19 protein-coding genes are annotated in these 21463 nt (G+C 70.8%); 12 read left to right on the top strand and 7 right to left on the bottom strand.

Annotated features, from left to right (window positions below; all coding sequences use genetic code 11):
• Positions 1-59 precede the first annotated feature (59 nt).
• The 4 genes from BN1197_RS10210 to BN1197_RS10225 all read right to left on the bottom strand — a co-directional run bounded on the left by BN1197_RS10210 (position 60) and on the right by BN1197_RS10225 (position 2959).
• Positions 60-473, bottom strand: a complete 414-nt coding sequence (locus BN1197_RS10210) for an SRPBCC family protein (RefSeq protein ID WP_040159236.1) — start codon at positions 471-473, stop codon at positions 60-62.
• 110 nt (positions 474-583) lie between these two features.
• Positions 584-1345: a 3-hydroxybutyrate dehydrogenase gene (locus BN1197_RS10215; RefSeq protein WP_040159688.1), complete on the bottom strand. Its 762-nt coding sequence runs from the start codon at positions 1343-1345 to the stop codon at positions 584-586.
• A 244-nt stretch (positions 1346-1589) separates the two neighbouring features.
• Positions 1590-2309: an SAP domain-containing protein gene (locus BN1197_RS10220; RefSeq protein WP_141397266.1), complete on the bottom strand. Its 720-nt coding sequence runs from the start codon at positions 2307-2309 to the stop codon at positions 1590-1592.
• 251 nt (positions 2310-2560) lie between these two features.
• Positions 2561-2959, bottom strand: a complete 399-nt coding sequence (locus BN1197_RS10225) for a helix-turn-helix domain-containing protein (protein WP_040159239.1) — start codon at positions 2957-2959, stop codon at positions 2561-2563.
• Positions 2960-3306: 347 nt separating this feature from the next.
• On the opposite strand from BN1197_RS10225, the gene BN1197_RS10230 reads away from it, so the two are divergent.
• From BN1197_RS10230 to hisC, 7 genes are all read left to right on the top strand, one after another.
• Positions 3307-3810, top strand: a complete 504-nt coding sequence (locus BN1197_RS10230; RefSeq protein WP_040159241.1) for a hypothetical protein — start codon at positions 3307-3309, stop codon at positions 3808-3810.
• 2 nt (positions 3811-3812) lie between these two features.
• Positions 3813-4931, top strand: coding sequence for an alpha/beta fold hydrolase (locus tag BN1197_RS10235; RefSeq protein WP_095999904.1), 1119 nt, complete (start codon positions 3813-3815; stop codon positions 4929-4931).
• Between the two features lie 132 nt (positions 4932-5063).
• Entirely contained in the window at positions 5064-5927 is an 864-nt protein-coding gene (locus BN1197_RS10240; protein ID WP_245851884.1) for a beta-ketoacyl-ACP reductase, read from the top strand.
• A 462-nt stretch (positions 5928-6389) separates the two neighbouring features.
• Positions 6390-7991, top strand: a complete 1602-nt coding sequence (locus BN1197_RS17535; RefSeq protein WP_052466477.1) for a lytic transglycosylase domain-containing protein — start codon at positions 6390-6392, stop codon at positions 7989-7991.
• Positions 7992-8072: 81 nt separating this feature from the next.
• Positions 8073-9218, top strand: a complete 1146-nt coding sequence (locus BN1197_RS10250) for a lysozyme family protein (RefSeq protein ID WP_052466479.1) — start codon at positions 8073-8075, stop codon at positions 9216-9218.
• A gap of 195 nt (positions 9219-9413) precedes the next feature.
• Entirely contained in the window at positions 9414-10358 is a 945-nt protein-coding gene (locus tag BN1197_RS10255; protein WP_052466481.1) for a CPBP family intramembrane glutamic endopeptidase, read from the top strand.
• Positions 10359-10482: 124 nt separating this feature from the next.
• On the top strand, positions 10483-11595 hold the full coding sequence (hisC, locus tag BN1197_RS10260) for a histidinol-phosphate transaminase (RefSeq protein ID WP_040159243.1): 1113 nt from the start codon (positions 10483-10485) through the stop codon (positions 11593-11595).
• A 35-nt stretch (positions 11596-11630) separates the two neighbouring features.
• Here the strand turns inward: hisC and BN1197_RS10265 are convergent, their stop codons facing one another.
• Positions 11631-12146 carry a hypothetical protein gene (locus BN1197_RS10265; protein ID WP_040159245.1) on the bottom strand — a complete coding sequence of 172 codons (516 nt, stop codon included), beginning with the start codon at positions 12144-12146 and terminating at the stop codon, positions 11631-11633.
• Between the two features lie 188 nt (positions 12147-12334).
• Between BN1197_RS10265 and BN1197_RS10270 the strand changes: the two genes are divergently transcribed.
• Genes BN1197_RS10270 through BN1197_RS10280 form a run of 3 tightly spaced genes read left to right on the top strand, consistent with a single transcriptional unit; the run spans position 12335 to position 16430 of the window.
• Entirely contained in the window at positions 12335-13537 is a 1203-nt protein-coding gene (locus BN1197_RS10270; RefSeq protein WP_040159248.1) for a thiamine pyrophosphate-dependent dehydrogenase E1 component subunit alpha, read from the top strand.
• Positions 13537-14520, top strand: a complete 984-nt coding sequence (locus tag BN1197_RS10275) for an alpha-ketoacid dehydrogenase subunit beta (protein WP_217991188.1) — start codon at positions 13537-13539, stop codon at positions 14518-14520. The genes BN1197_RS10270 and BN1197_RS10275 overlap by 1 nt, the downstream gene beginning before the upstream one ends.
• A 26-nt stretch (positions 14521-14546) precedes the next feature.
• Complete coding sequence (locus BN1197_RS10280) at positions 14547-16430, top strand: 2-oxo acid dehydrogenase subunit E2 (protein WP_040159251.1); 1884 nt, start codon at positions 14547-14549, stop codon at positions 16428-16430.
• A 157-nt stretch (positions 16431-16587) separates the two neighbouring features.
• Here BN1197_RS10280 and BN1197_RS10285 read toward each other — a convergent pair whose 3' ends face one another.
• On the bottom strand, positions 16588-17076 hold the full coding sequence (locus BN1197_RS10285; protein ID WP_040159253.1) for a hypothetical protein: 489 nt from the start codon (positions 17074-17076) through the stop codon (positions 16588-16590).
• Positions 17077-17167: 91 nt separating this feature from the next.
• Positions 17168-18049, bottom strand: a complete 882-nt coding sequence (locus BN1197_RS10290; RefSeq protein ID WP_040159255.1) for a maleylpyruvate isomerase family mycothiol-dependent enzyme — start codon at positions 18047-18049, stop codon at positions 17168-17170.
• 27 nt (positions 18050-18076) lie between these two features.
• Between BN1197_RS10290 and BN1197_RS10295 the strand changes: the two genes are divergently transcribed.
• Positions 18077-20158 (top strand): cytochrome c oxidase assembly protein, encoded by a 2082-nt coding sequence (locus BN1197_RS10295; protein WP_245851885.1) that lies wholly within the window; start codon positions 18077-18079, stop codon positions 20156-20158.
• Between the two features lie 174 nt (positions 20159-20332).
• Positions 20333-21415 (top strand): saccharopine dehydrogenase, encoded by a 1083-nt coding sequence (locus BN1197_RS10300; protein WP_040159257.1) that lies wholly within the window; start codon positions 20333-20335, stop codon positions 21413-21415.
• Positions 21416-21463: the final 48 nt, after the last annotated feature.

Consider the following 21463-nt stretch of genomic DNA (forward strand, 5'->3'; position numbering starts at 1 on the left):
CCGCCGTACGCGTGCATCGCCTGTTGTCGACAGCGGCGGACTCGGCGACGTCGGGTGGCTCAGGCGGTCCCCGAACGCTCGGTGAGGCGCTTGATCGACCCGAGGACGTCACGCAGCCCACCGCGCACCGACTCGGCGTCGGCGCGTTCGCTGACGATGCTCACGGTGAGGCGGGCGCCGCCGTCGTAGCGCTCGATCTCGAAGCTGCCCCGGTAGCCGTGACGGCCGCCCACGGCGCCCCAGCTGAACGTGTGCCCGGGGGAGTCGACGCGGGTCCACGCCGTGCCCGTGACCTCGACCCGGGTGCCGTCGGCCAGGCGCGGAGTGGCCGTGACCTCGACCGCACCGTCCCCGACCTCCTCCGCCCGTTGCAACCGCGGCATGTAGCGCGGCAGGTTGCCCACGTCGGCGAGGTAGTCGAACAGTGCCTGGGGGTCGGTGTCGATGTCGACGGACTCCACGTACTCAGCCATGGGAACGGTCTACCGGCCCGCTCGCAGCCCCGGCAAGGGACTTCCGTCACGCTCCGCCGTTCTCGAGCCGGAACACGAGCCGGACACGGGTCTGCGTGCGCTCGAACCCCTCAGCTCGCGGTCCACCCGCCGTCGAGGACGTAGGAGCCGCCCGTCATGGTCACCGCCGCCGGGGAGCACAGGAACAGCGCGAGGTCGGCGACCTCGTCGGGCTCGACCATGACCTTGCGCGCCATGCGGTGGAGCATGACCTTGGCGACCACCTCGTCCTCCGCCATGCCGTGCACGCGGGCCTGGTCGGCGATCTGCTTCTGCACCAGGGGAGTGCGCACGTAACCGGGGTTGATGCAGTTGCTCGTGACGCCGTGTTCGGCGCCTTCGAGGGCGACGACCTTCGACAGGCCCTCGAGGCCGTGCTTCGCCGAGACGTACGCCGACTTGAAGGCCGACGCCCGCAACCCGTGCACCGAGCTGATGTTGACGATCCGCCCCCACTCCTGCTCGTACATGCGGGGGAGCGAGGCGCGGATGAGCATGAACGGTGCCTCGAGCATGACCCGCTGAATCGCCCGAAAGACGTCGGGCTCGAACTCGTGCACCGGCGAGACGCGCTGGAACCCGGCGTTGTTGACGATGATGTCGGCCGTGACGTCGAGGCGGTCGAGCACGGCGGAGTCGGAGAGGTCGGCCCCGATGCCGCGTCCGCCGAGGGGCTCGGCCACCGAGGAGGCGGCCTCCTCGTCGAGGTCGATGACGACGACCTCGGCGCCGGCGCCGGCCAGGGCCTGCGTGCACGCGAGGCCGATGCCGCTCACTCCGCCGGTGATGATCGCGGTGCGTCCTGACAGGTCGACGTTGACGAGGTCGCTCATGTCCACTCCGTTCGTGGGAATCCGGGAGGTTCGGCAGGGGGTTCGTCACCGACTCTAGGCCCGCGCCCGGCCCGCCGGTGCCCGAGCGATCGTGCGGACCGTGCGGATCGGCATGCGAACGGCATCGACGTGACGGGGGAACGAATCGGGCCCCGTCGAGACGGCGTGAAGGGTGGGGGCACGGGAAAGGGCCCACCCCGTTTGGGGTGGGCCCTTCACTCCGGATGACCGGCGAGAGCGTGGATCAGGCCTGGGCCTCGTGCTCACGCAGGCGGGTGCGGAGCTCGTCGAGCGAGCCGCTGGTGTCGAGACCCTTGGCCGCGAGCTCGGACTTGAGCTGAGCGGTGTTCATGAGGTTGTAGTTGCGCTTGGTCTGCTCGTTGGCAGCGTCGGCGACGGTCTCGGTCTGCGCCTTGGCGGCGTCGGTCGCGCGCTCGGTCTGCGCCTTGGCGGCGTCGGTGGCGCGCTGGGTCTGCTCGGTGGCGACGCTCGTCATGCGCTTGGTCTGCTCGGCGGCGGCGTTGGTGAAGCGCTCGGCCTGGTCGCGGGACGCGGCCTGGGCCTCGGCGACCTTCTCCTCGACGACCTGACCGAACTGCAGGGCCTGCTCGCGGGCGGAGTTCGCGAAGGACTCCATCTGCTGGCGGGCGGTCTCGGTCATCGTCTTGGCCTGCTCACGCCACGCGGCGTAGAACTCCTCGGCCTGCTGGTTCCACTGGCTGCCGACCTGCTGGTTGGCGTCGAGGATCTTGTGCGCGGTCTCACGCTGAACGGTGAGGGCCTTGGCGTAGAAGTCGAAGAGCTCGTCGACGACCTTGCGGGGGTCGACCGTGCTCGACGGCGTCATCATCGCGGTGGGGCGCTCGAGCTGCTGGGAGAACTGCGAGGTCATCGCGTCCACGGCGGAGAACCAGTTCTCCTGCATCTTGCGGGTGGCCTCGATGTACTGGCTGGTGATCGACATGAGTGACTCCTTCGGGTCGGTGTCGTCGGCAGTGCCCGTCATCGCCGGACACTCTGCTTGAAATAGTACGCACCAGTGTTTGGCATGTCAAGCAGTCGGGCGATGCGGTGTGACGTCGACTCTCCGGTACCCGAAAGGCATCCGGATGACGCGGGGGTGGCCGTGGGGTGGCCACCTCGAGGGTGAGGGATCGCGTTCGCGGTCGCGCGAGGCGGGTCGCGCGAGTCGGAGTGTGCCCCGCCGAGACGGATTCAGGCCTCGACGTGGCGCTCGACGAAGGTGCGGTAGAGGGCGAGGAGGGCCTGCTTCTCCTCCGCGCTGAGCACGGGGTCGTGGTCGATCGCGTCGACGACGGCGGGGGAGGCGGCGTCCTCGCCGGCCTCACCGTCTCCCCGGGCCTTGCGCAGGTTGGTGGCGCCGGCCGACATCATCCCGGCCTGGGTGAGCAGGTGTTCGGTGGAGATGTCGAGTGCGTCGGCGATCGAGCCGAGCACCTTGAGCGACGGCTGGTGCAGGCCACGCTCCACCTGGCTGAGGTAGGCGTTGGAAACGTTCGAGAGCCCGGCGAGCTGGCGCAGCGAGAGATCGGCGAGCTGGCGCTGGGCCCGGATGTAGGACCCGAGCACCGATGGCGGCTTCTCCTGCGTCATGGCCCCTCCTCGTGATGGTGGACGTCGTGGCGGTCGTTTCGGTGGACGGGCCGTGCCTCGGGTCGATCGAATCGAGGGAGTGCCGCCCGGTCCGGGTGCGTCCGTCCCAGGATACGGGACGAGGGTCCTGGCGCCCGGAGTGTCGCATTCGCCCGTTCGTGGTTCTGTACGGATTCGGCCCTCGTCACGTGCATCTCGACATGCGTCGTCATCTGTCTTCGTCGGTGCCGGACTCGCCGGTAGGGCCGTGCATCGGGTTAGGGTCACATCGAGTGTCCGAGGTCACACATCTTCGTGCCTGCCATCGGGCGTTCCGCACTACGCCCCACCGACAAGCGAGGAATGTCATGGCTCAGCAGCAACCGGCCGAGCAGAAGCTCCGCGAGGCCTACGACAAGACCGAGAAGCAGGTGTCGCGCGCATCGGAGGAGCTCGTCGCCAGCCAGGGATTCGCCGAGGTCCTGGCGACCCTCACGAGCAACGCGGTCGCGCTGAGCCGCGTCGTCTCGATCGGGCTCGACCAGGCCGTCCGGGCGACCCGGTTCGCGGGTCAGCGCGACATCCAGCGGCTCGGTCGCCAGCTCAACCGCACCGAGGACAAGCTCGAGCAGGTTCTGCAGGTCGTCGAGAACCTCGAGGACGAGCTCGCGGCCACCCGCGCCGAGCGCGACGAGGCGCTGCGTGAGGCCCGGCCGCGTCGGGCCGCGGCCGGTCGCGCGTCCGCCGCCGAGGTCTCCGACCGTTCGACGCGTGCCCGGCGCACCGCGCGCACGGCCAAGACCGCCCGGGCGGCCAAGAGTGCCTCCGCCGCCCGTTCCGCCTCGGTCACGCCGGAGGGATCGGAGCAGTGACGATGCTCCAGTCGATGCTGCGGCTCCCGCAGACCGTCCTGCAGACCTCGAACATCCTGCTCACCACCGATGACGCGGTCATTGGTGCGACGCCCAAGGATGTCGTGTGGACGCACCGCAACACCACGCTCTACCGGTACCGCAGCAACAAGCGCCGCTTCCCCGTGCCCGTGTTGCTCGTGTTCGCTCTCATCAACCGGCCGATGATCTTCGACCTGAGGCCGGGCAACTCGTTCGTCGAGTTCCTGCTCGAGCGCGGCTTCGACGTGTTCCTGCTCGACTGGGGCGTGCCGTCGAGCTCCGACGACGACATGGGCATCGACGACTACGTGTGCGACGAGCTCACGTGGGCGGTGCGCGAGGTGCGCCGGGCGAGCGGCAGCGACGAGATCTCCATGATCGGCTGGTGCATCGGTGCGGCACTCACCGCCATGTACGCCGCCCTCGAGAACGACGGACCGGCACGCAACCTCGTGCTGCTGACGATGCCCGTCGACACGCAGGGGTCGTTGTACGAGAAGTGGGTCGGTCAGGACGCGTTCGACGAGGACTTCGTCGTCGAATCCGTCGGCAACCTCGCGGGCCGCGCGGTCGACTGGGCCAACAAGCTCATGAAGCCCGTGCAGAACCACGTCGTCACCAAGCGTCGGCTGTTCGAGCAGGTGCACGACGGCACGGTCAACAAGGTGGCCTACCAGGCCATGAGCAAGTGGGTCAGCGACAACCCGCCGTTCCCCGGCCGTGCGTTCGCCCAGTGGATCCGCTGGATGTATAAGGAGAACCGGCTGGTCCGCGGCCGGATCATCCTGCGCGGCCGCCGCGTCGACCTGCGCAATCTCACGCAGAGCATCCTCGTGGTCACGGCCAGCGCCGACCACATCGCGCCCCGCGAGTCCACCCTGCCGCTGCTCGACCTCATCGGCAGCGACGACGTCGAACACATGGACCGCAAGGGTGGCCACATCGGTCTCATGGCGGGATCCAAGGCCCGTCGGGAGATCTGGCCCGACATCGCCGACTGGCTCGAGCCCCGCTCCCAATGGGAGCCGATCCACCTCGTCGACGAGATCGACGCGATCGATGAACTCGACGAGATCGACAGCGCCGACCTCGTCGAGTAACGCCCCCGGCGGTGTACGCCCTCGCCGCCGGCCCGACCTCCTGCACCACCAGCACGAACCTCACTCAGCACCGAAGCGATGCCCACGGCCCTCCCGCTGCCACGGGAGGGCCACCACCAGAAGGAGAGTTCGATGACCGCAGAGACCACCACCGTATCCGCCGAGGAGACGATGCCCACGAGGCTCGGCGCCGCACCCCGCGGCGGCAAGCTGGCCGGTCGCGTCGCCTTCGTCACCGGAGGAACGCGTGGCATCGGCGCCGCGATCAGCAGCAGCCTCGCGCGTCAGGGTGCCACGGTCGCCGCCGGCTACGCCGGCAACACCGAACGCGCCGAGGAGTTCCTCGCCGACCTCGAGGAGCACTGGGGCGGCGACGGCCGCGAGTTCAGCATCCACCAGGGCAACGTCGGCAACCCGGAGGACTGCCGGCGCACCATCGAGGAGGTCATCGCCAAGCACGGCCGCCTCGACATCCTCGTCAACAACGCGGGCATCACCCGTGACCGGGTCGTCTCCAAGATGACCGACGAGGACTGGCAGTCCGTCATCGACGTCAACCTGTCGGGCGCGTTCTACCTCTCGCAGGCCGCCCTCAAGCACATGCTCGAGCGCGGCACGGGCCGCATCGTCAACGTGAGCTCGGTCATCGGCGAGATGGGCAACATCGGCCAGGCCAACTACGCGGCGTCCAAGGCCGGTCTGTTCGGTCTCACCAAGACCCTCGCGCGAGAGGCCGCGTTCCAGCTCGCCCGCGACGGCAAGCTCACCGAGGACACGATCGGTGTCACGGTCAACGCCGTCACGCCCGGTTACGTGCTCACCGAGATGGTGCAGGCGGTGCCCGAGAAGGTCCTCGACAAGATCAAGGGCAACATCCCCGTTCACCGCCTCGCGCGTCCGGAGGAGATCGGTCGCGTCGTGCACTTCCTGTGCGCCGACGAATCCGGCTTCATCACGGGCCAGGTCTGGGGCGTCAACGGCGGTCAGGACATGTGATCGTCCGACTCCACACCCGCCGGTGGGCGGGGAGCCGTCGTGCTCCCCGCCCACCGGCGTGTCCAGGGGTGGATGTCGTGACTGATTCTGTGACCGATGCTGCGACGGGGCGTCAGCGGGGGTCAGGACATGTGATCGCCCGTCCCCCCCCCCGCCGGTGGGCGGGGAGCCGTCGTGCTCCCCGCCCACCGGCGTGTCCAGGGGTGGATGTCGTGACTGATTCTGTGACCGATGCTGCGACTGACTCAGGGCGATTCCCGCCTGACCCCGGGCGAGGTCTGAGTGGTGTGCCGGGGGCCTGACGGGTGCCTTCTCCTGGCCTCTCAGGACGGCCCGTCTCAGGTGACGGTCGCGACCCCGGCGATCGCGTGCGCCGGCTCAAGTGCGCGGTCGCCGCGCCGATGGACAGACGGGTGTCGCCGACGCCGGCGATGCCTCCTGCCCGTCACGAGAGGACCCTCCATGAGCCGTCGCGGCGCCTGGTCGCGAGTCAGTGAACGTCTGCGACGGTCGGTCTCCGGCTCGGGCCGCGACTCGAGCTCGGGTACGGGAGGGCTCACGCGCGCCAGACAGGCGACCGTCGTGGGTGCCGCGTCGACGATCGCGCTGGCCCCTCTGGCTGCCGGGGCGCCGCCGGAGTTCGGCCTGTCGAGTTCGGAGCTGCCGCGGCCCGTCGGTGTCGTTAGCGTCGCCGGGCCCCGCACTGCGGTTCCGGCCTCGTTGCCGTGGCTGGGAGTGGCGCGGAACGGCTCGGGACTGCCGGCCGTCTTCGCGGGGCTGACGGCGGCCAGTCCGACGGGCATCCCCGCGCCGGTGGCGGCGGCCTATCGGTCCGCCGAGGCGTCGCTGGTCAGGACGCAGGCGGGCTGTCACCTGCCGTGGTGGTTGCTCGCGGGCATCGGTCACGTCGAATCGGGTCACGCCGGTGGGCGGGTCGACGGCGACGGCCGCACGCAGGGGGTGATCTACGGTCCGGTGCTCGACGGGTCCACGCCGGAGACCGCGGTCGTGCCCGACACCGACCGCGGCGCCCTCGACGGCGACACCGCGTACGACCGCGCCGTGGGTCCGATGCAGTTCCTCCCCTCCACGTGGCGATCCTTCGGCGCCGACGGGGACGCGGACGGCAAGGCCGACCCCCACGACATCGACGACGCCGCGCTCAGCGCCGGACGCTACCTGTGCTCCGGCGGTGACGATCTGCGTGATCGGGCCGCCCTGCGCACCGCGATCCTGCGCTACAACCCCTCGGAGACCTACGTACACAACGTCCTCGCCGCGGGGGAGGCCTACCGCGACGGCCGTACGCCGCCACCGCTGTGGATCCCGCCGGTCGGGGCGGGCGACTCCCCGCGAGCCGCGGTGCCTCCGACCGTCGTCGCCGCCGGGCCGCCGGCGAGGAGTGCTACCGCCCCCGCCGCCCCACGCAGTGGGACGAACGCGATTGCCCCGCGGGAAGGGACCGGCACGTCGGCGGCGACCCGTCGCGGCGCGTCGACCTCACCCACCGTGACGCGCATGCCGAGCGCCCCGCGCCCGGCCGCGTCTGCGCTCCCCACCACGCGCCGCACGACGGCGCGACCGACCGGATCGCCCCGGGAGTCGACGCCGACACGTCCTTCGTCGACGACGCCGCCGACACCCATCACGGACACGGCGCCGGATTCGCGCCCGGACGCCACCACCGCCCTGCCTCCGTGCGTGCTCGACCCGAGCCCCACGTCGACGACCACGACGACCCCAGCGCCGACCCCGACGACGACCTCGACGACGACGCCCGTTGTCCCGACGCCCGCTTCCACCTCTGCGGCTCCCGTCCCACCGGTTGCCACGCCCACCGCCCCCGTGCCGCCGGCTTCGGGGACGACGCAACCGAACGGGACGGCGACCCCCGGTGGTCCTCTGCCGAGTCCGACCTGCACCCTCCCGGCGATACCCGCGACCCCTTCGGAGCCACAGACGCCACAGACGCCAACGACGCCGGCGACCCCCACGCCGACGTCTCCGGCCACCACCTCGGCCGCTTCTCCCACTACCACATCGACGGCCGAAAGCGCGCGCTGACGCGAACCCTTTACTCGCTCCTGCAGATCGGCGGTGTTACCGTGTGCAAGTCGGACAGTCGACTTGGGGGCGGGGTTCGAAGTGAAGCGTCAACTGGATGCCGACGGCTACGACATCACCGATGAGACCGAGCCGCGCAGGTCACGCCTGCCCGTCGTCCTCGTCGGAGTCGGGTCGGCCGTCGTCGTCACCGCCTCGGCGGGGCTCGTGGCCTACACGCTGACGCGCCCCGTCGGCGGCTCCGAGCACACCGCCCGGGCCGCCGAGGCGCACATCGTCACCTCCCTAGGTCACGCCGTCACGGCGGACGCGGCGTCGGTGGATGCCGCCCGGCCGACGGCGCAGGCACTGTTCGACGACACGATCGGCAGGCCGCCGGGTCTCGCCGCGGGCGCCACCGACACCATTCCCCCGCGCGTGCTCGACTCCTACCGCCGCGCCGAGGCCACGCTCGCGGGCTCGAACGAGTCTCCGAAGTGCCGGCTGCCGTGGTGGCTGCTCGCGGGAATCGGCAAGGTGCAATCCAACCACGCCGCCGGCGGCCAGGTCGACGCGAACGGCACCTCGACCGTCCGCATCGTCGGCCCGCGTCTGGACGGCACCACGGTCGGCGCCGAACTCGTCCGAGACACCGACAAGGGCGCCCTCGACGGCGATCTCACCTTCGACCGGGGCGTGGGTCCGATGCTCGTCGTGCCGCAGACCTGGGAGAAGATCGGCCGTGACGGCGACCAGGACGGTCGCACCGACGTCTCCGACTCCGACGACGCCGCGCTCGCGGTCGGGACGTTGCTGTGCTCGGCCGGCTCGGACCTCTCCACCCCCGACGGCCTCGCCGAAGGGCTCGTCCGACTCGACGACACCGCGGCCTTCCCCGCCGACGTGCTGCCCTGGGCCGCCCACTACCGCGCCGGAGCGACCCCGCCACCGGCCTCGAGCGCCTCGCCCTCGAACGGCGCCACCCCGACCCCGGGTGCTCCGGCCACCGCGACGCCCGGCATCCCCGGGCCCGAGACGACGACTCCCACCCCGGCGGCCGGGGGCCTCGGATTCACCACGCAGCCCACCACGGCGCCACCGCCCGCCTCGCCGGTCACGGCCGAGGCGGGGCGGGGCGCCGACGACGCACCCAGCGGCAGGGGTCGCGGCACTGCCGGCGAGCGCGGCAACGACAGCGGCCGCCGCGGGGACGACGGCAACGCCGGCGGCAGCAACGTCGACGACTGAATCCCGAACCGGCACCTCGCCGCGCTCGGCACCGACTCCTGTCCGACGCGAACCCCCCTGTGGCGGTAGCGAGGCCTCGCCTCACCGCCGGTCTCGTCGGTCCTACCCCGCGATCGACGCCGTCGACTTTGGTCAGGACAGGTGCCGCCCTTCGGCCGATTCCGCGCCAGGCGTGGTGATTGTCAGGATGGGACCATGCGCGAACCCGTCCTCACCCCGGCCCGTCCGTTGTCCCTGCCCCTGATCGGAGCGTCCTACGGCGAGGTCCTGCGAAGCCCTCGCTGGCGATGGTGGAACCCGGTCGTGGCGTGGGTGCTGGCGATCGTCCTCGGCCTGGTGGCCGTGTTCGTGCCGATGCTCGTCTACGGATTCACGGTCGCGGCGACGACCGGCGCCGAGGCGTTCTCCACGGACATGGAGATGACGCCGTCGATGACCTTCGTGCTCAACGTGTCGTTGGCCCTGCTCATCGTGGTGTCGCTGGCGGCGGTGGCCATCGGGTTCCCGGTCGCGGCGAGGTTCCTCCACTCGGTCGAGGGGCGCGTGCGGTGGGCGTGGCTGATCCGGTGCGTGCTCGTCCTCCTGCCGCTCTTCGTCGTCTACGTCGTCGGCGTGTGGGCGCTCGACGGCGCCCGCAGCCTCGGTCCCTCGCAGGGCTGGCCGGCGTTGCTCGCGATGGCGGTGTTCATGACCCCCCTGCAGGCGGCGGGGGAGGAGTACCTGTTCCGCGGGTTCGTCCTCGCCTCGATCGGGTCGTGCTTCCGGCGACCGATCGTCGGGCTCGTCGTCGCGGGAACGCTGTCGACGGTTCTCTTCGCCGCGGCCCACGGCTCCATGGACCCGTGGATCCTCATCGACCTCGGCGGCATCGCAGTCGCGTGCGTCTACCTCACGTGGCGCACCGGAGGGCTCGAGGCCGCCGTCGCCCTCCACACCACGAACAACGTCGTCGTGTTCTTCCTCGGCATCCTCACCGGAACGGTCTCGGAGAGCTACGTGGACAACACGACGACCGGGACGCCGGAGCAGGCGCTCGTCTCGGTGGCGGTGTCCGCGCTCGCGACCGTGCTCCTGCTCTGGCAGGCCAAGCGGGTGGGCGTCCACCGTGCGGTGCCCGCCTCCGTCGGCGCCCGGCCCTGACGAGCCTCGCCGATTCCTGTTCCGGGTGAGGGCCGGACATGCCATCGTGTGTGGACGCGTGGAGAAGACCGGCCCGAGGCCCGGGTCCCGCGCACCCAGGACCACGGCCAGGCAAGGAGCCACGATGACCGAAGTACACGGCGAGAGCGACGTCGAGACCGGAGTGGTGCGCCTGCGGGATGCCCTACAGGGTGTGCCGACGTACAAACCGGGCCGGCCGCCGACGCAGTCACCGGACTTCGTCTCGTACAAGATGAGCAGCAACGAGAACCCCTACCCGCCGCTGCCCGGGGTCATCGAGGCTGTCGCGCGTTCCGCCGAACAGCTCAACCGTTACCCCGACATGGGAACGGCCGCGCTGCGGGAGGCGATCGCCTCCGACGTCGGCGTGAGCGCGGAGGAGATCGTGCCGGGCACGGGGAGCTCCGGCGTCCTCAGTGCCATCGTGGGCGCGACGTGCGAGGCCGGCGACGAGGTGGTCTACGCCTGGCGCAGTTTCGAGGCCTACCCGATCATGGTGGCGCTCTCGGGTGCGCGGTCGGTGCAGGTGCCGGTCACCGAGGACGGCCGCCACGACCTCGACGCGATGGCCGACGCGATCACCCGCGACACCCGACTCGTCATCGTGTGCAGCCCGAACAATCCCACCGGCCCGGTCGTGCACACCGGCGAGCTCGAACGGTTCCTCGAGCGAGTGCCGGCCGATGTCATCGTCGTCCTCGACGAGGCCTACCTCGAGTTCGTCCGCGACGCCGAGGCCCCCGACGGCCTGGCCGTCTACCGCGCCCACCCCAACGTCGTGCTTCTGCGCACGTTCAGCAAGGCGTACGGGCTGGCGGGCCTGCGCGTCGGGTACGCCGTCGCGCGTCCCCAGATCGCCGGGCCGCTGCGCTCGTGCGTCATCCCCTTCGCCGTGAGCGACCTCGCCGCGAAGGCCGCGATCGCCTCCCTGGAGGCCAAGCCGGAGTTGCTCGAGCGCGTGGAGGCCCTCGTGGGCGAACGCACGCGAGTGCTGCAGGGCCTGCGCGAACTCGGCTACGACGTTCCGGAGACCCAGTCCAACTTCGTGTGGCTGCCGCTGGGTTCGAGGACCCAGGAGTTCGCCGAGGCCGCCGACGCGGTCGGTCTGTCGGTGCGGGCGTTCGGCGACGAGGGGGCGCGGGTCTCGGTCGAAGCCCCCGAAGCCAACACGCGCCTGCTGCAGGTGGCCCGGGAGTTCGCCGAGCGGCTGCGCTGATCCGGCGGTCCGGACGCGGAAACCGGCCGGGTCTCTCAACCCGCGTCGCGCGAGTCGTGGCCCCAGGCGTCGCCTCGATCCACGTCGAGATCGAGGTCGACGTCGTCGTAGTCGGCGAGACGGTCGCCCTCGCGCAGCACGGTGGGCAGCCAGCGCGCGGACCCGAACGACATCGCGACGGCGAACGCCGCGAGAAGCGCCGCGTCCACCCACGGCCGCCACCCGGCGACCGCGACCGCGCCGTCGCCCGTCAGCCACAAGGGAACGACGTCGCCGGTGGTGACACCGATGAGACCGGGGCGGTCGATGTCGCTCGTCTCGACCCGCCCGGAGGGTGCGGCGTAGCGCACGACGCAACCGCTGATGACCTCGGCACTGCACGAGACGACCTCACCGGTCGCTCTCTCGGCCGTCGCGCTCATCAGCGCGTTCGCGCCCGTCTGCCACACCGCCGACCCCCAGAGAAGCAGCGCGAGCGATGCGGTGACGACGAGGGCTACGAGGGGGAACACCCGGCGGCGTGCGGGCGGGCGGAGGCGATCCGGCGACATGCCCTCCTATCGGCCCGACTACACGCGAGTTCAGACGCCCGCCCAACTCATGGCCACAGTGCCTCCGACGGGCGTGATGTGGGTTACCGTCTTCCGGACACGCCCAGGCCGACGGCATCGGGGACAGGTGCGGCACCCACCCCACGCCGGACCTGCCGGTCCGTCCCACTCTCCACGAAGGAGTGCGTATGAGCGACAACGGAGTTGCCCGAGCTTTCGATTTCGAGGTCGAAGGCGTCAAACATCATGAGTCGACCGTCGGCTCGCCGTTCTACGACGGCGGGCCCGAGGCGATCCGGTTCATCGACAAGGACGGGAACCGGATCCGCAACGAGGTCAACCTGCCCTACGACAAGTACGTCGACGCGTTGACCGAGGAGGACGGCCGTCGCCTCTACCGCGACATGGCCCTGATCCGGCGCCTCGACGCCGAGGGCACCGCCCTGCAGCGACAGGGTGAACTCGGCCTGTGGCCCGGCCTGCTCGGCCAGGAGGCCGCGCAGATCGGCATCGGCCGGGCGATGAAGCCGCAGGACTACGCCTTCCCGGCCTACCGCGAACACGGAGTGGCCTGGTGCAAGGACGTCGACCCCCTCGCGATCATGGGGATGTACCGCGGCTGCAGCCACGGCGGGTGGGACCCCGACGAGAAGCGGTTCCACATGTACACGATCGTCATCGGCAACAACGCCCTCCACGCGGTCGGATACGCGATGGGTGTGCAGCGCGACGGCGACTACGGCACCGGCGATCCCGAGCGCGACACCGCCGTCGTCACGTTCTTCGGCGACGGCGCCACGGCGCAGGGCGACATCATGGAGTCGTTCGTGTTCGCCGCGGTCAACCAGGCGCCGGTCGTCTTCTACTGCCAGAACAACCAGTGGGCGATCTCCGAGCCCAACGTGCGCCAGACCCGCAACCCCCTGTACGAGCGCGCCTCCGGCTTCGGGTTCCCCGGCGTGCGGGTCGACGGCAACGACGTCCTCGCCACCTACGCCGTCTCCCAGCACGCGCTCGAGCACGCCCGCAGCGGCCAGGGCCCGTTCCTCATCGAGGCCTACACCTACCGCATGGGTGCGCACACCACCTCCGACGACCCCACCAAGTACCGCGACTCCGCGGAGGTCGAACTGTGGCGTGAGCGCGACCCGCTCATGCGGCTCAAGAACTTCCTGCTCTCGCTGCACGAGACCGAGGAGGCGTTCTTCGACGAGGTCGACCGCGAGGCCGACGAGCTCGCCGCCAAGGTCCGCGCCGGGGTCCAGCAGATGCCCGATCCGCCGACGTCGATGCTCTTCGAGAACACCTACGTCGACCCGCACGAGCCGCTCGAGCAGCAGCGTGCGGAGTTCGAGGAGTACATGGCCGGCTTCGAGAACGAGGAGGCGTGATGAGCACCAAGCTCACGCTGGGCAAGGGCATCAACACCGGCCTGCGACGCGCGATGGAGAACGACCCCAAGGTCATCGTCATGGGCGAGGACGTGGGCAAGCTCGGCGGCGTGTTCCGCATCACCGAGGGGCTGCAGAAGGACTTCGGCGAGGACCGGGTCATCGACACCCCGCTCGCGGAGTCCGGCATCGCGGGCACGGCCATCGGTCTCGCGCTGCGCGGGTACCGCCCGGTGGTCGAGATCCAGTTCGACGGGTTCATCTACCCCGCGTTCGACCACATCACGAGCCAGCTCGCCAAGATGCCGGCCCGCTCGCACGGGCACGTCCGGCTGCCCATCGTCGTGCGCGTGCCCTACGGCGGCGGCATCGGTGCCGTGGAGCACCACAGCGAGTCCAACGAGTCCTACTTCCTCCACAGCGCCGGTCTGCGGGTCGTGACGTGCAGCAACGCCGAGGACTCCTACTGGATGATCCAGCAGGCCATCGCCTCGGACGACCCGGTGATGTTCTTCGAGCCCAAGCGCCGCTACCACGAGAAGATGGAGGTCGACCTCGACGCGACGAGCGCGCCTCGTTCGATGGAGGAGCCGCGGCTCGTGCGCGAGGGCACCGACGTCAGCCTCGTCGCGTGGGGCCCGATGATGAAGACCGCCCTGCAGGCCGCCGCCGCGGCCGAGGCGGAGGGCACGTCCATCGAGGTCGTCGAGCTGCGCGGGCTCAACCCGCTCGGCATCGACGCGATCACCGACTCGGTCGAGAAGACCGGCCGACTCGTCGTCGTCCACGAGGCGAGCAAGTTCCTCGGCCTCGGCGCCGAGATCGCCGCCCAGGTGCAGCAGCGCTGCTTCTACCACCTCGAGGCGCCCGTCGAGCGCGTCACCGGCTACGACATCCCCTACCCGCCGAGCAAGCTCGAACACCTCCACCTGCCCGACCTCGACCGCGTGCTCGACGGCGTCGACCGCGTGCTCGCGTACTGACCGCGCCACGGAGAGGACGCATCGACATGGGTACGAAGACGTTCAACCTCCCCGATCCCGGTGAGGGCCTCACCGAGGCCGAGATCGTGTCGTGGAAGGTCAAGCCGGGCGACGCTGTCAAGGTCAACCAGATCGTCGTCGAGATCGAGACGAGCAAGTCCCTCGTCGAGCTGCCGATCCCGTGGGACGGCACCGTGGGTGAGCTGCTCGTCGAGGAGGGCACCGAGGTCGAGGTCGGCAAGCCGATCATCACGATCGAGGTCGCCGGCGCGGGAGACCCGGTGCCCGATGCCGGTGACGCCGCTCCGCCCACCGACGCCGGCGACGGCTGGGGTGGCACGGCGGCTCCCGAGAGCACCGGTCGCTCCCGGGCGACGAAGGTCACCGACGGGGGCACGGCGGGTGCGACCGGTGGGTCGGCCGGGTCGGCCGGGTCGACGTCGGGGTCGTCCTCGGGTGGTGGCTCGATCAAGACGTTCAACCTCCAGGACCCGGGTGAGGGCCTCACCGAGGCCGAGATCGTGTCGTGGAAGGTCAAGCCGGGCGACGAGGTGAAGGTCAACCAGATCGTCGTCGAGGTCGAGACGAGCAAGTCGCTCGTCGAGCTGCCGATCCCGTGGGCCGGCACCGTCGTCGACATCCTCGAGTCCGAGGGCACCGAGGTCGCCGTCGGGGCGCCGATCATCACGATCCGCGTCGCCGGCGCTGAGGGCGACGCGGCCGGCGCGGGAGAGGACGACGCCAAGCGTGAGCCGAACCTCGTCGGCTACGGCGAGATCGCCGGCTCGACGACGCGTCGTAAGCGGCGTGGTGCGGGGGCTGCCGGCGGTGCCGCCGGCGGCGCTCCCGTGGCGCCGGCTGCGAGCGCGGCACCCGCCTCCGCCGCACCCCAGCAGGCAGCACCGCAGCAGGCAGCACCGCAGGAGACCGCGGCGCAGAGCGACCGGACCTCGGCCCGGGCCTCCGCGGGTCGCCCGCTCGCCAAGCCGCCGGTGCGCAAGCTCGCCAAGGACAACGGCATCGATCTGGCCCAGGTCAGCGGCTCGGGCAAGAACGGGATCATCACCCGCGCCGACGTCGAGGCGTACATCGCCGGTGGCGCTCGCGACGCGGGCGAGCAGGCCGCAGCTGCCGACACGACGGCAGTGGCCGCGTCCTCCGGGGCCGCGACCTCCCGTGCTCAGGGCGAGCGTGAGACCCGCATCCCGGTCAAGGGCGTGCGCAAGATGACGGCGCAGGCGATGAGCGCGAGCAAGTTCACCGCTCCGCACGTCACCGAGTTCGTCACGGTCGACGTCACTCCGATGATGGAGCTCGTCGAGCGGCTCAAGGCCGACCGTGAGTTCCGCGACGTCAAGGTCACCCCGCTGCTCGTCGTCGCCAAGGCCCTGCTGCTCGCGTGCCGCCGTAACCCCGGCGTCAACGCACAGTGGGTCGACGAGCCCGACGGCTCGGCCACGATCGTGCAGAAGAGCTACGTCAACCTCGGCATCGCCGCGGCCACCCCGCGCGGGCTCATCGTCCCGAACATCAAGGACGCCGACGCGATGTCGATGCGCGAGCTCGGCGAGGCCATGGGCGCGCTCGTCGACACGGCACGTTCGGGCCGTACTCAGCCTGCGGACATGTCGGGCGGCACGATCACGATCACGAACGTCGGTGTGTTCGGTGTCGACACCGGTACGCCGATCATCAACCCGGGCGAGTCCGCGATCTTCGTGTTCGGGGCGGTTCGTCGTCAGCCGTGGGTCGTGGGGACGGGCGCCGACGAGCGCATCGAGCCTCGCTGGGTCACCCAGCTCGGTCTGAGCTTCGACCACCGGCTCATCGACGGCGATCTGGGCAGCCGGTTCCTCGCCGACATCGCCGCGATCCTCGCCGATCCGGCCAGGGGCCTCGTCTGGGGCTGACCTCGGTCACCGACGACGCCGCAGGATCCACCCGGATCCTGCGGCGTCGTCGTATCTGTGGCAGCTCTGACGCTGAACGGTCACCGTGTGTGCCGGGCCGGCAGCGACCGCCGGCGCACGACCGCGATGGTGACGAGGGGAGACCTGCCTGCGCGGACTAGACCTGGCGCTGGGTGAACGCCGGCAGGGAGATGTCCAACTCCTGCTCCCCGGGCTCGCCTTCGACGCGGTACGTCACGCGGACCACGGGCTTGGTGCCGGTGGAGTACCCCTCGAGCAGGAGGCGCGCGTTGTCGCCGGCCGGAGTCGCGTCACCATGCTCGGCGTCCTGCTCGCACACGACGCCGACCCGCACGGTGGAGTCGTCGGTGCCGCTCGGCATGCCGAACTCCCGCAGCACTGGGCCGGGGTCGACGACCTCGGCGTCGGTGACCGTGGCCACTCCGGGCTTGTCGAGGCACAAGGTGACGAACCACGAGTACGGGGCGTTGACCGGTGGGTGGTACACGCCATGAGAGTGACCGGTGCCGTCGTCGGCGACGACGAGGCGTGGGCCGGGCTCGGGCATGAAGGCGACCGCGGCGGCGAGGAGACAGGCGAGGAGTCCGCCACCGACGACGAGGGCAGCGGAGTTGGGCTTGCTCATGTGCCGATTGTCGTCCGAACCGGGGCGAGCAGAAGGGTCTTCGGTCCCGCAGGTTTCGGCGAGCCGGCCTGCGCGCCGGCGGGCGTCGACGTCAGGGGGTGATGACGAGCGAGTCGAGAACCCGGCGAGCCACGTCGTCGTCACCGTGGACGGAGTAGTGGAGGTCCTCGGTGCTGCGGCGGCCGGCGGCGCGGCGGGTGAACGCCTCGGTGCTCATCTGGATGCTCGTCGTCTTGCCGATGACCGGGATGGGGCCGGTCTCGTCGACGCCCCCGGTGAACATGAGGCTGCCGTGGGGCTTGCCGTCCTCGTCCTCCTCGACACGAACGCCGCTGCGGGCGACGACGGGGCCCGTGAGCTCGATCATGACGACCCGGCCGGTGGGGACGCCGGCGCGTTTGACGACGATCATCGGCAGCGCGTCGAGCACGGTCTGCGTGAAGTTGGCGGCGCCCAGCGAGTCGAGGTTGCCCGGGCGGCCGAGGGCGGCGCGGATGTCCTGTTCGTGGACCCACAGGTCGTTGATCCGGATGCGCAGGGCCCGAAGCAGCGGCATCTGCTTGCCGCCCGGCATGTCGACGACGATGGCGTCGACCTCTTCGGGGTCGAGCTCCTTGAGGTCCTTGAGCTGTCCGAGCCGTCGGGCCATGACCTGCTGCAGTTCCTGGACCACCTCGGCGCCGGGCCGGGGGCGGCGCAGTTCCACGCCCTGCTCGATGCCTCGGGCGAAGTCGCTGTGGAGGTGGTCGTGATCGGGCACCTCGACCTCGGGGTCGGGGCGGCCCATGAGCCCGGCCTCCAACGCGACGACGTGGGAGAGCTGGTCCTTCACCGTCCAGCCGGGGCACTCGGTGGGCTTGTCGAAGTCGCGGTCCGAGCAGGGGAACGCGAGGTCGATGATCGCCTGCGCGGTCTGGGTGTAGGCGTCGACGAGCTCGGACAGTTCTTCGGGCGCGGCCGGGTGCATAGGCATGACCTCAGCCTAACTAGGGTGGGCGTCATGGCCATCTCGGAACGGGTCCGTACTTCTGTCACCCCTTCGCCGCGGGTCGCCGTGGTGGGGGCGGCGGTCGCGGTCGCCCTGGTGGCGATGGTCCTCGCCGGTCGGGTGGGTGGCATCTTCGCCGAGTTGCCGGGGTTCTCCGACGGCGGGGCGCTCGCGCGCTGGGGCGTCCCGGCGTCGCGGGTGGTGCTCGACGTCTCGGCGGCCGTCACCATCGGGTTGCTGCTGCTCGCGGGAACGATCGTCCCCGAGCGCACCTCGACCGATCGTCGTCGCACCGCGTGCCGGCTCGCGGTCCTCACGGGCAGTGTCTGGGTGCTGGCCTCCCTCGCGTTGCTGGTCTTCTCGGTCTCGAACATCTCGGGCGTGCCCGTCGGCGACCCGATGTTCGGGGCGCAGGTGGCCTCGGTGGTCTGGGATTTCGAGTTCTTCCGCACGATCCTCATCAGCACGCTCGTCGCACTCGGCGCGGTGCTGCTCGCCCTCGGCGCGCGCACCCCGACGTCGATCACGTGGTCGGCCGCGCTGGCGATCGTCGCGGTGCTCGTCCTCGCGCTCATCGGCCACTCCGGCGGCGCGGCGGCTCACGACACGGCGGTCAACTCGATCGCGGTGCACATGGCCGCGGCCGCGGTGTGGATGGGAGGCCTGGCCGGTCTCGTCGTCCTGCGACCGACCCTCGGCAAGGATCTGCCCGTCGTCGTCGCGCGGTACTCCCACCTCGCGCTGTGGGCGTACTGCGGCATCGCGATCTCGGGCGTGCTCAACGCGACGCTGCGCATCTCGTCCTTCGCCGGGCTCGCCACCCCGTACGGGGCGTTGCTGCTCGTCAAGGTCGCCGCCTTCGTCCTGCTCGGCGTCGCCGGGTGGCGCATGCGCGCCGCCGTGGTGGGGCGCTTGCAGGCCGATCACGCCGACGGGCGCGCCTTCGCGACGCTGGCGGTCGGCGAGATCGTGGTCATGGCGCTGGCGTACGGCGTGGCCGTCGCGCTCTCACGCACCCCGCCGCCGGTCCCGCAGACCGAGTCGCCCGACATCGTCACCTCGCTCACCGGCTACCCCGACCCGGGCGGTCCGCCCACCGGGGCCGACTGGTTCACGATGTGGCGGCCCGACTGGATCTTCCTCACCGCCTCGGCCCTCGCGATCGGCCTGTACGTCGCGGGCGTCGTACGTCTGCGCCGGCGCGGCGACGCGTGGCCGATCCACCGCACCCTGTTGTGGATCCTCGGCTGGCTCGTCTTCGTGTGGACCACGAGCGGCACCCCGGGCATCTACGGGCGGCTCACGTTCTCGGCCCACATGGTCATGCACATGACGCTGACGATGGGCGCGCCCGTGGTCATGGCGTTCGGTGCGCCGCTGACCCTCGCCTCGCGGGCGCTCAAGGCCCGTAAGGACAAGACGCTCGGCCCGCGGGAGATCCTCCTTGCGACCGCACACTCGCGGTGGATGAACTTCTGGGCCAACCCCGTCGTGGCCGGGTTCAACTTCGCGGGCAGCCTCTACATCTTCTACTTCACACCGTTGTTCGAGCTCGGGCTGCGCACCCACGTCGGGCACATGATCATGGTCGTCCACTTCATGCTCGCCGGGTACGTGTTCGCGTGGTCCCTGGTCGGCATCGACCCCGGCCCGCGCCGCTGGCCGCCGTCGCTGCGTCTCGTGTTGCTGTTCGCCACGATGTCGTTCCACGCGTTCTTCGGCGTCATCATCATCTCGATGACGACCCTGCTCGGGCACGACTACTTCACCCAGCTCGCCCTGCCGTGGGTCGGCAACCTCCTCGACGATCAGCGTGTCGGCGGAGCGATCACCTGGGGCATCGGTGAGTTCCCCATGCTCGCGCTCGCGTTGCTCGTCGCCGGCACGTGGATGCGCTCCGACGAGCACGAGGCCCGTCGGCTCGACCGGCAGGCCCTGCGCGACCACGACGCCGAACTCGAGGCCTATAACGAGGCCCTGCGCCGGCGTGGTGAGGCGATGCGCCGGGCGCAGGAGGCCGAGGAGGCCCGCTATCGCGCCCGCCAGGAGGGGCGACGCGACCGCCGCGAGGACGGCCACCCGCGCGCGAAGTGACCGGTCGTCCCGTCACGGGCCGGGGTGGACGGGCACGCTTTCACGAGGTGGGAGCTGACGACCCGCGTTCTCGGGACGCTGCTCCGACGCCTCGAATAGGGTCGGAGGTGAGGCGCAGCCCGCAGGGCGACCACGGCCCGACCACGGCAGGACACGACACGAAGAGGTGCTTCCATGACCGACCGTCCTCTCCTCTGGCTGCGTCACGAAGTGCGTCCCGGGGAGGGGCGAGCCGCCATCTCGCCGCGGACGGCGCGCGAACTGCGCGAGGCCGGGTTTCGTGTCGTCGTCGAGGAGAGTCCGCAGCGCGCGTTCCCCCTCGCCGAGTACACGGCGGCGGGCTGCGAGACTGCGGCGACCGGTACGTGGCCGGAGGCGCCGGACGATGCGATCGTCGTCGGGCTCAAGGAGCTTCCCGACGGTGACTCCCCGCTGCGGGACCACGTCTACTTCGGGCACGCCTTCAAGCACCAGCACGGTGCGCGGCACCTGCTCTCGCGGTTCGTCGAGGGCGGCGGCACCCTGCTCGACCTCGAGTACCTCGTCGACGAGGACGGACGTCGCGTGGCGGCGTTCGGTTACTGGGCGGGGTACGTCGGCGCCGCCCTCGCCGTGCTCGAGTACCGCCGACAGCTCGAACCGGGCATGGCTCCGCGCGGCAAGGCCGAGCTCGACGCGTTGCTGCGCGAGGGTCAGGCGGGGGAGCGGCCGACCGCCCTCGTCATCGGGGCCCTGGGTCGCAGCGGCCGGGGTGCATGCGACGCACTCGAGGCCGCCGGAGTGACCACCACGAGGTGGGACGTGGCCGAGACCCTCGAGCTCGACAAGCCGGCGTTGCTCGGCCACGACATCCTCGTCAACTGCGTCATGGTGAGCACGCCCGTGCCCCCGTTCGTCACGGAGGGCGACCTGGACGAAGAGGGTCGCAGGCTGTCGGTGATCTCCGACGTGACCTGCGACGTCACCTCCGACTGCAACGTGCTGCCCGTCTACGACGCGATCACGACGTGGCAGGAGCCGGTGCGTGAGCTGCGGCCGGCCGATCCGGCCCGGGGTCGCCCCGCGGTGCGCATCGTCGCGATCGACAACCTGCCGTCACTGCTGCCCGCCGAGGCCGCCGGCACCTACGCACGCGACCTGCTCCCCACGCTGCTGACGCTCCCCGACGGGCCGGTGTGGCAGCGGGCACGAACGCGGTTCGCACTCGCGCTCGCCGACGAGGGTCTCGATGCGCCGGGGGCGACTGAACCGGTGTGACGGTGGCGCCGAGGCCGGCGTCCTCCCCGATGACGTTCGAGAGGGACG

Source organism: Mobilicoccus massiliensis (genome assembly GCF_000826525.2).
Classification (GTDB): domain Bacteria; phylum Actinomycetota; class Actinomycetes; order Actinomycetales; family Dermatophilaceae; genus Mobilicoccus; species Mobilicoccus massiliensis.

What these genes read in the sequence shown, in the direction of transcription:
- BN1197_RS10210 (WP_040159236.1), bottom strand. Translation starts at nt 473, where the DNA reads ATGGCTGAGTACGTGGAGTCCGTCGACATCGACACCGACCCCCAGGCA.
- BN1197_RS10215 (WP_040159688.1), bottom strand. Translation starts at nt 1,345, where the DNA reads ATGAGCGACCTCGTCAACGTCGACCTGTCAGGACGCACCGCGATCATC.
- BN1197_RS10220 (WP_141397266.1), bottom strand. Translation starts at nt 2,309, where the DNA reads ATGTCGATCACCAGCCAGTACATCGAGGCCACCCGCAAGATGCAGGAG.
- BN1197_RS10225 (WP_040159239.1), bottom strand. Translation starts at nt 2,959, where the DNA reads ATGACGCAGGAGAAGCCGCCATCGGTGCTCGGGTCCTACATCCGGGCC.
- BN1197_RS10230 (WP_040159241.1), top strand. Translation starts at nt 3,307, where the DNA reads ATGGCTCAGCAGCAACCGGCCGAGCAGAAGCTCCGCGAGGCCTACGAC.
- BN1197_RS10235 (WP_095999904.1), top strand. Translation starts at nt 3,813, where the DNA reads ATGCTCCAGTCGATGCTGCGGCTCCCGCAGACCGTCCTGCAGACCTCG.
- BN1197_RS10240 (WP_245851884.1), top strand. Translation starts at nt 5,064, where the DNA reads ATGACCGCAGAGACCACCACCGTATCCGCCGAGGAGACGATGCCCACG.
- BN1197_RS17535 (WP_052466477.1), top strand. Translation starts at nt 6,390, where the DNA reads ATGAGCCGTCGCGGCGCCTGGTCGCGAGTCAGTGAACGTCTGCGACGG.
- BN1197_RS10255 (WP_052466481.1), top strand. Translation starts at nt 9,414, where the DNA reads ATGCGCGAACCCGTCCTCACCCCGGCCCGTCCGTTGTCCCTGCCCCTG.
- hisC (WP_040159243.1), top strand. Translation starts at nt 10,483, where the DNA reads ATGACCGAAGTACACGGCGAGAGCGACGTCGAGACCGGAGTGGTGCGC.
- BN1197_RS10265 (WP_040159245.1), bottom strand. Translation starts at nt 12,146, where the DNA reads ATGTCGCCGGATCGCCTCCGCCCGCCCGCACGCCGCCGGGTGTTCCCC.
- BN1197_RS10270 (WP_040159248.1), top strand. Translation starts at nt 12,335, where the DNA reads ATGAGCGACAACGGAGTTGCCCGAGCTTTCGATTTCGAGGTCGAAGGC.
- BN1197_RS10275 (WP_217991188.1), top strand. Translation starts at nt 13,537, where the DNA reads ATGAGCACCAAGCTCACGCTGGGCAAGGGCATCAACACCGGCCTGCGA.
- BN1197_RS10280 (WP_040159251.1), top strand. Translation starts at nt 14,547, where the DNA reads ATGGGTACGAAGACGTTCAACCTCCCCGATCCCGGTGAGGGCCTCACC.
- BN1197_RS10285 (WP_040159253.1), bottom strand. Translation starts at nt 17,076, where the DNA reads ATGAGCAAGCCCAACTCCGCTGCCCTCGTCGTCGGTGGCGGACTCCTC.
- BN1197_RS10290 (WP_040159255.1), bottom strand. Translation starts at nt 18,049, where the DNA reads ATGCCTATGCACCCGGCCGCGCCCGAAGAACTGTCCGAGCTCGTCGAC.
- BN1197_RS10295 (WP_245851885.1), top strand. Translation starts at nt 18,077, where the DNA reads ATGGCCATCTCGGAACGGGTCCGTACTTCTGTCACCCCTTCGCCGCGG.
- BN1197_RS10300 (WP_040159257.1), top strand. Translation starts at nt 20,333, where the DNA reads ATGACCGACCGTCCTCTCCTCTGGCTGCGTCACGAAGTGCGTCCCGGG.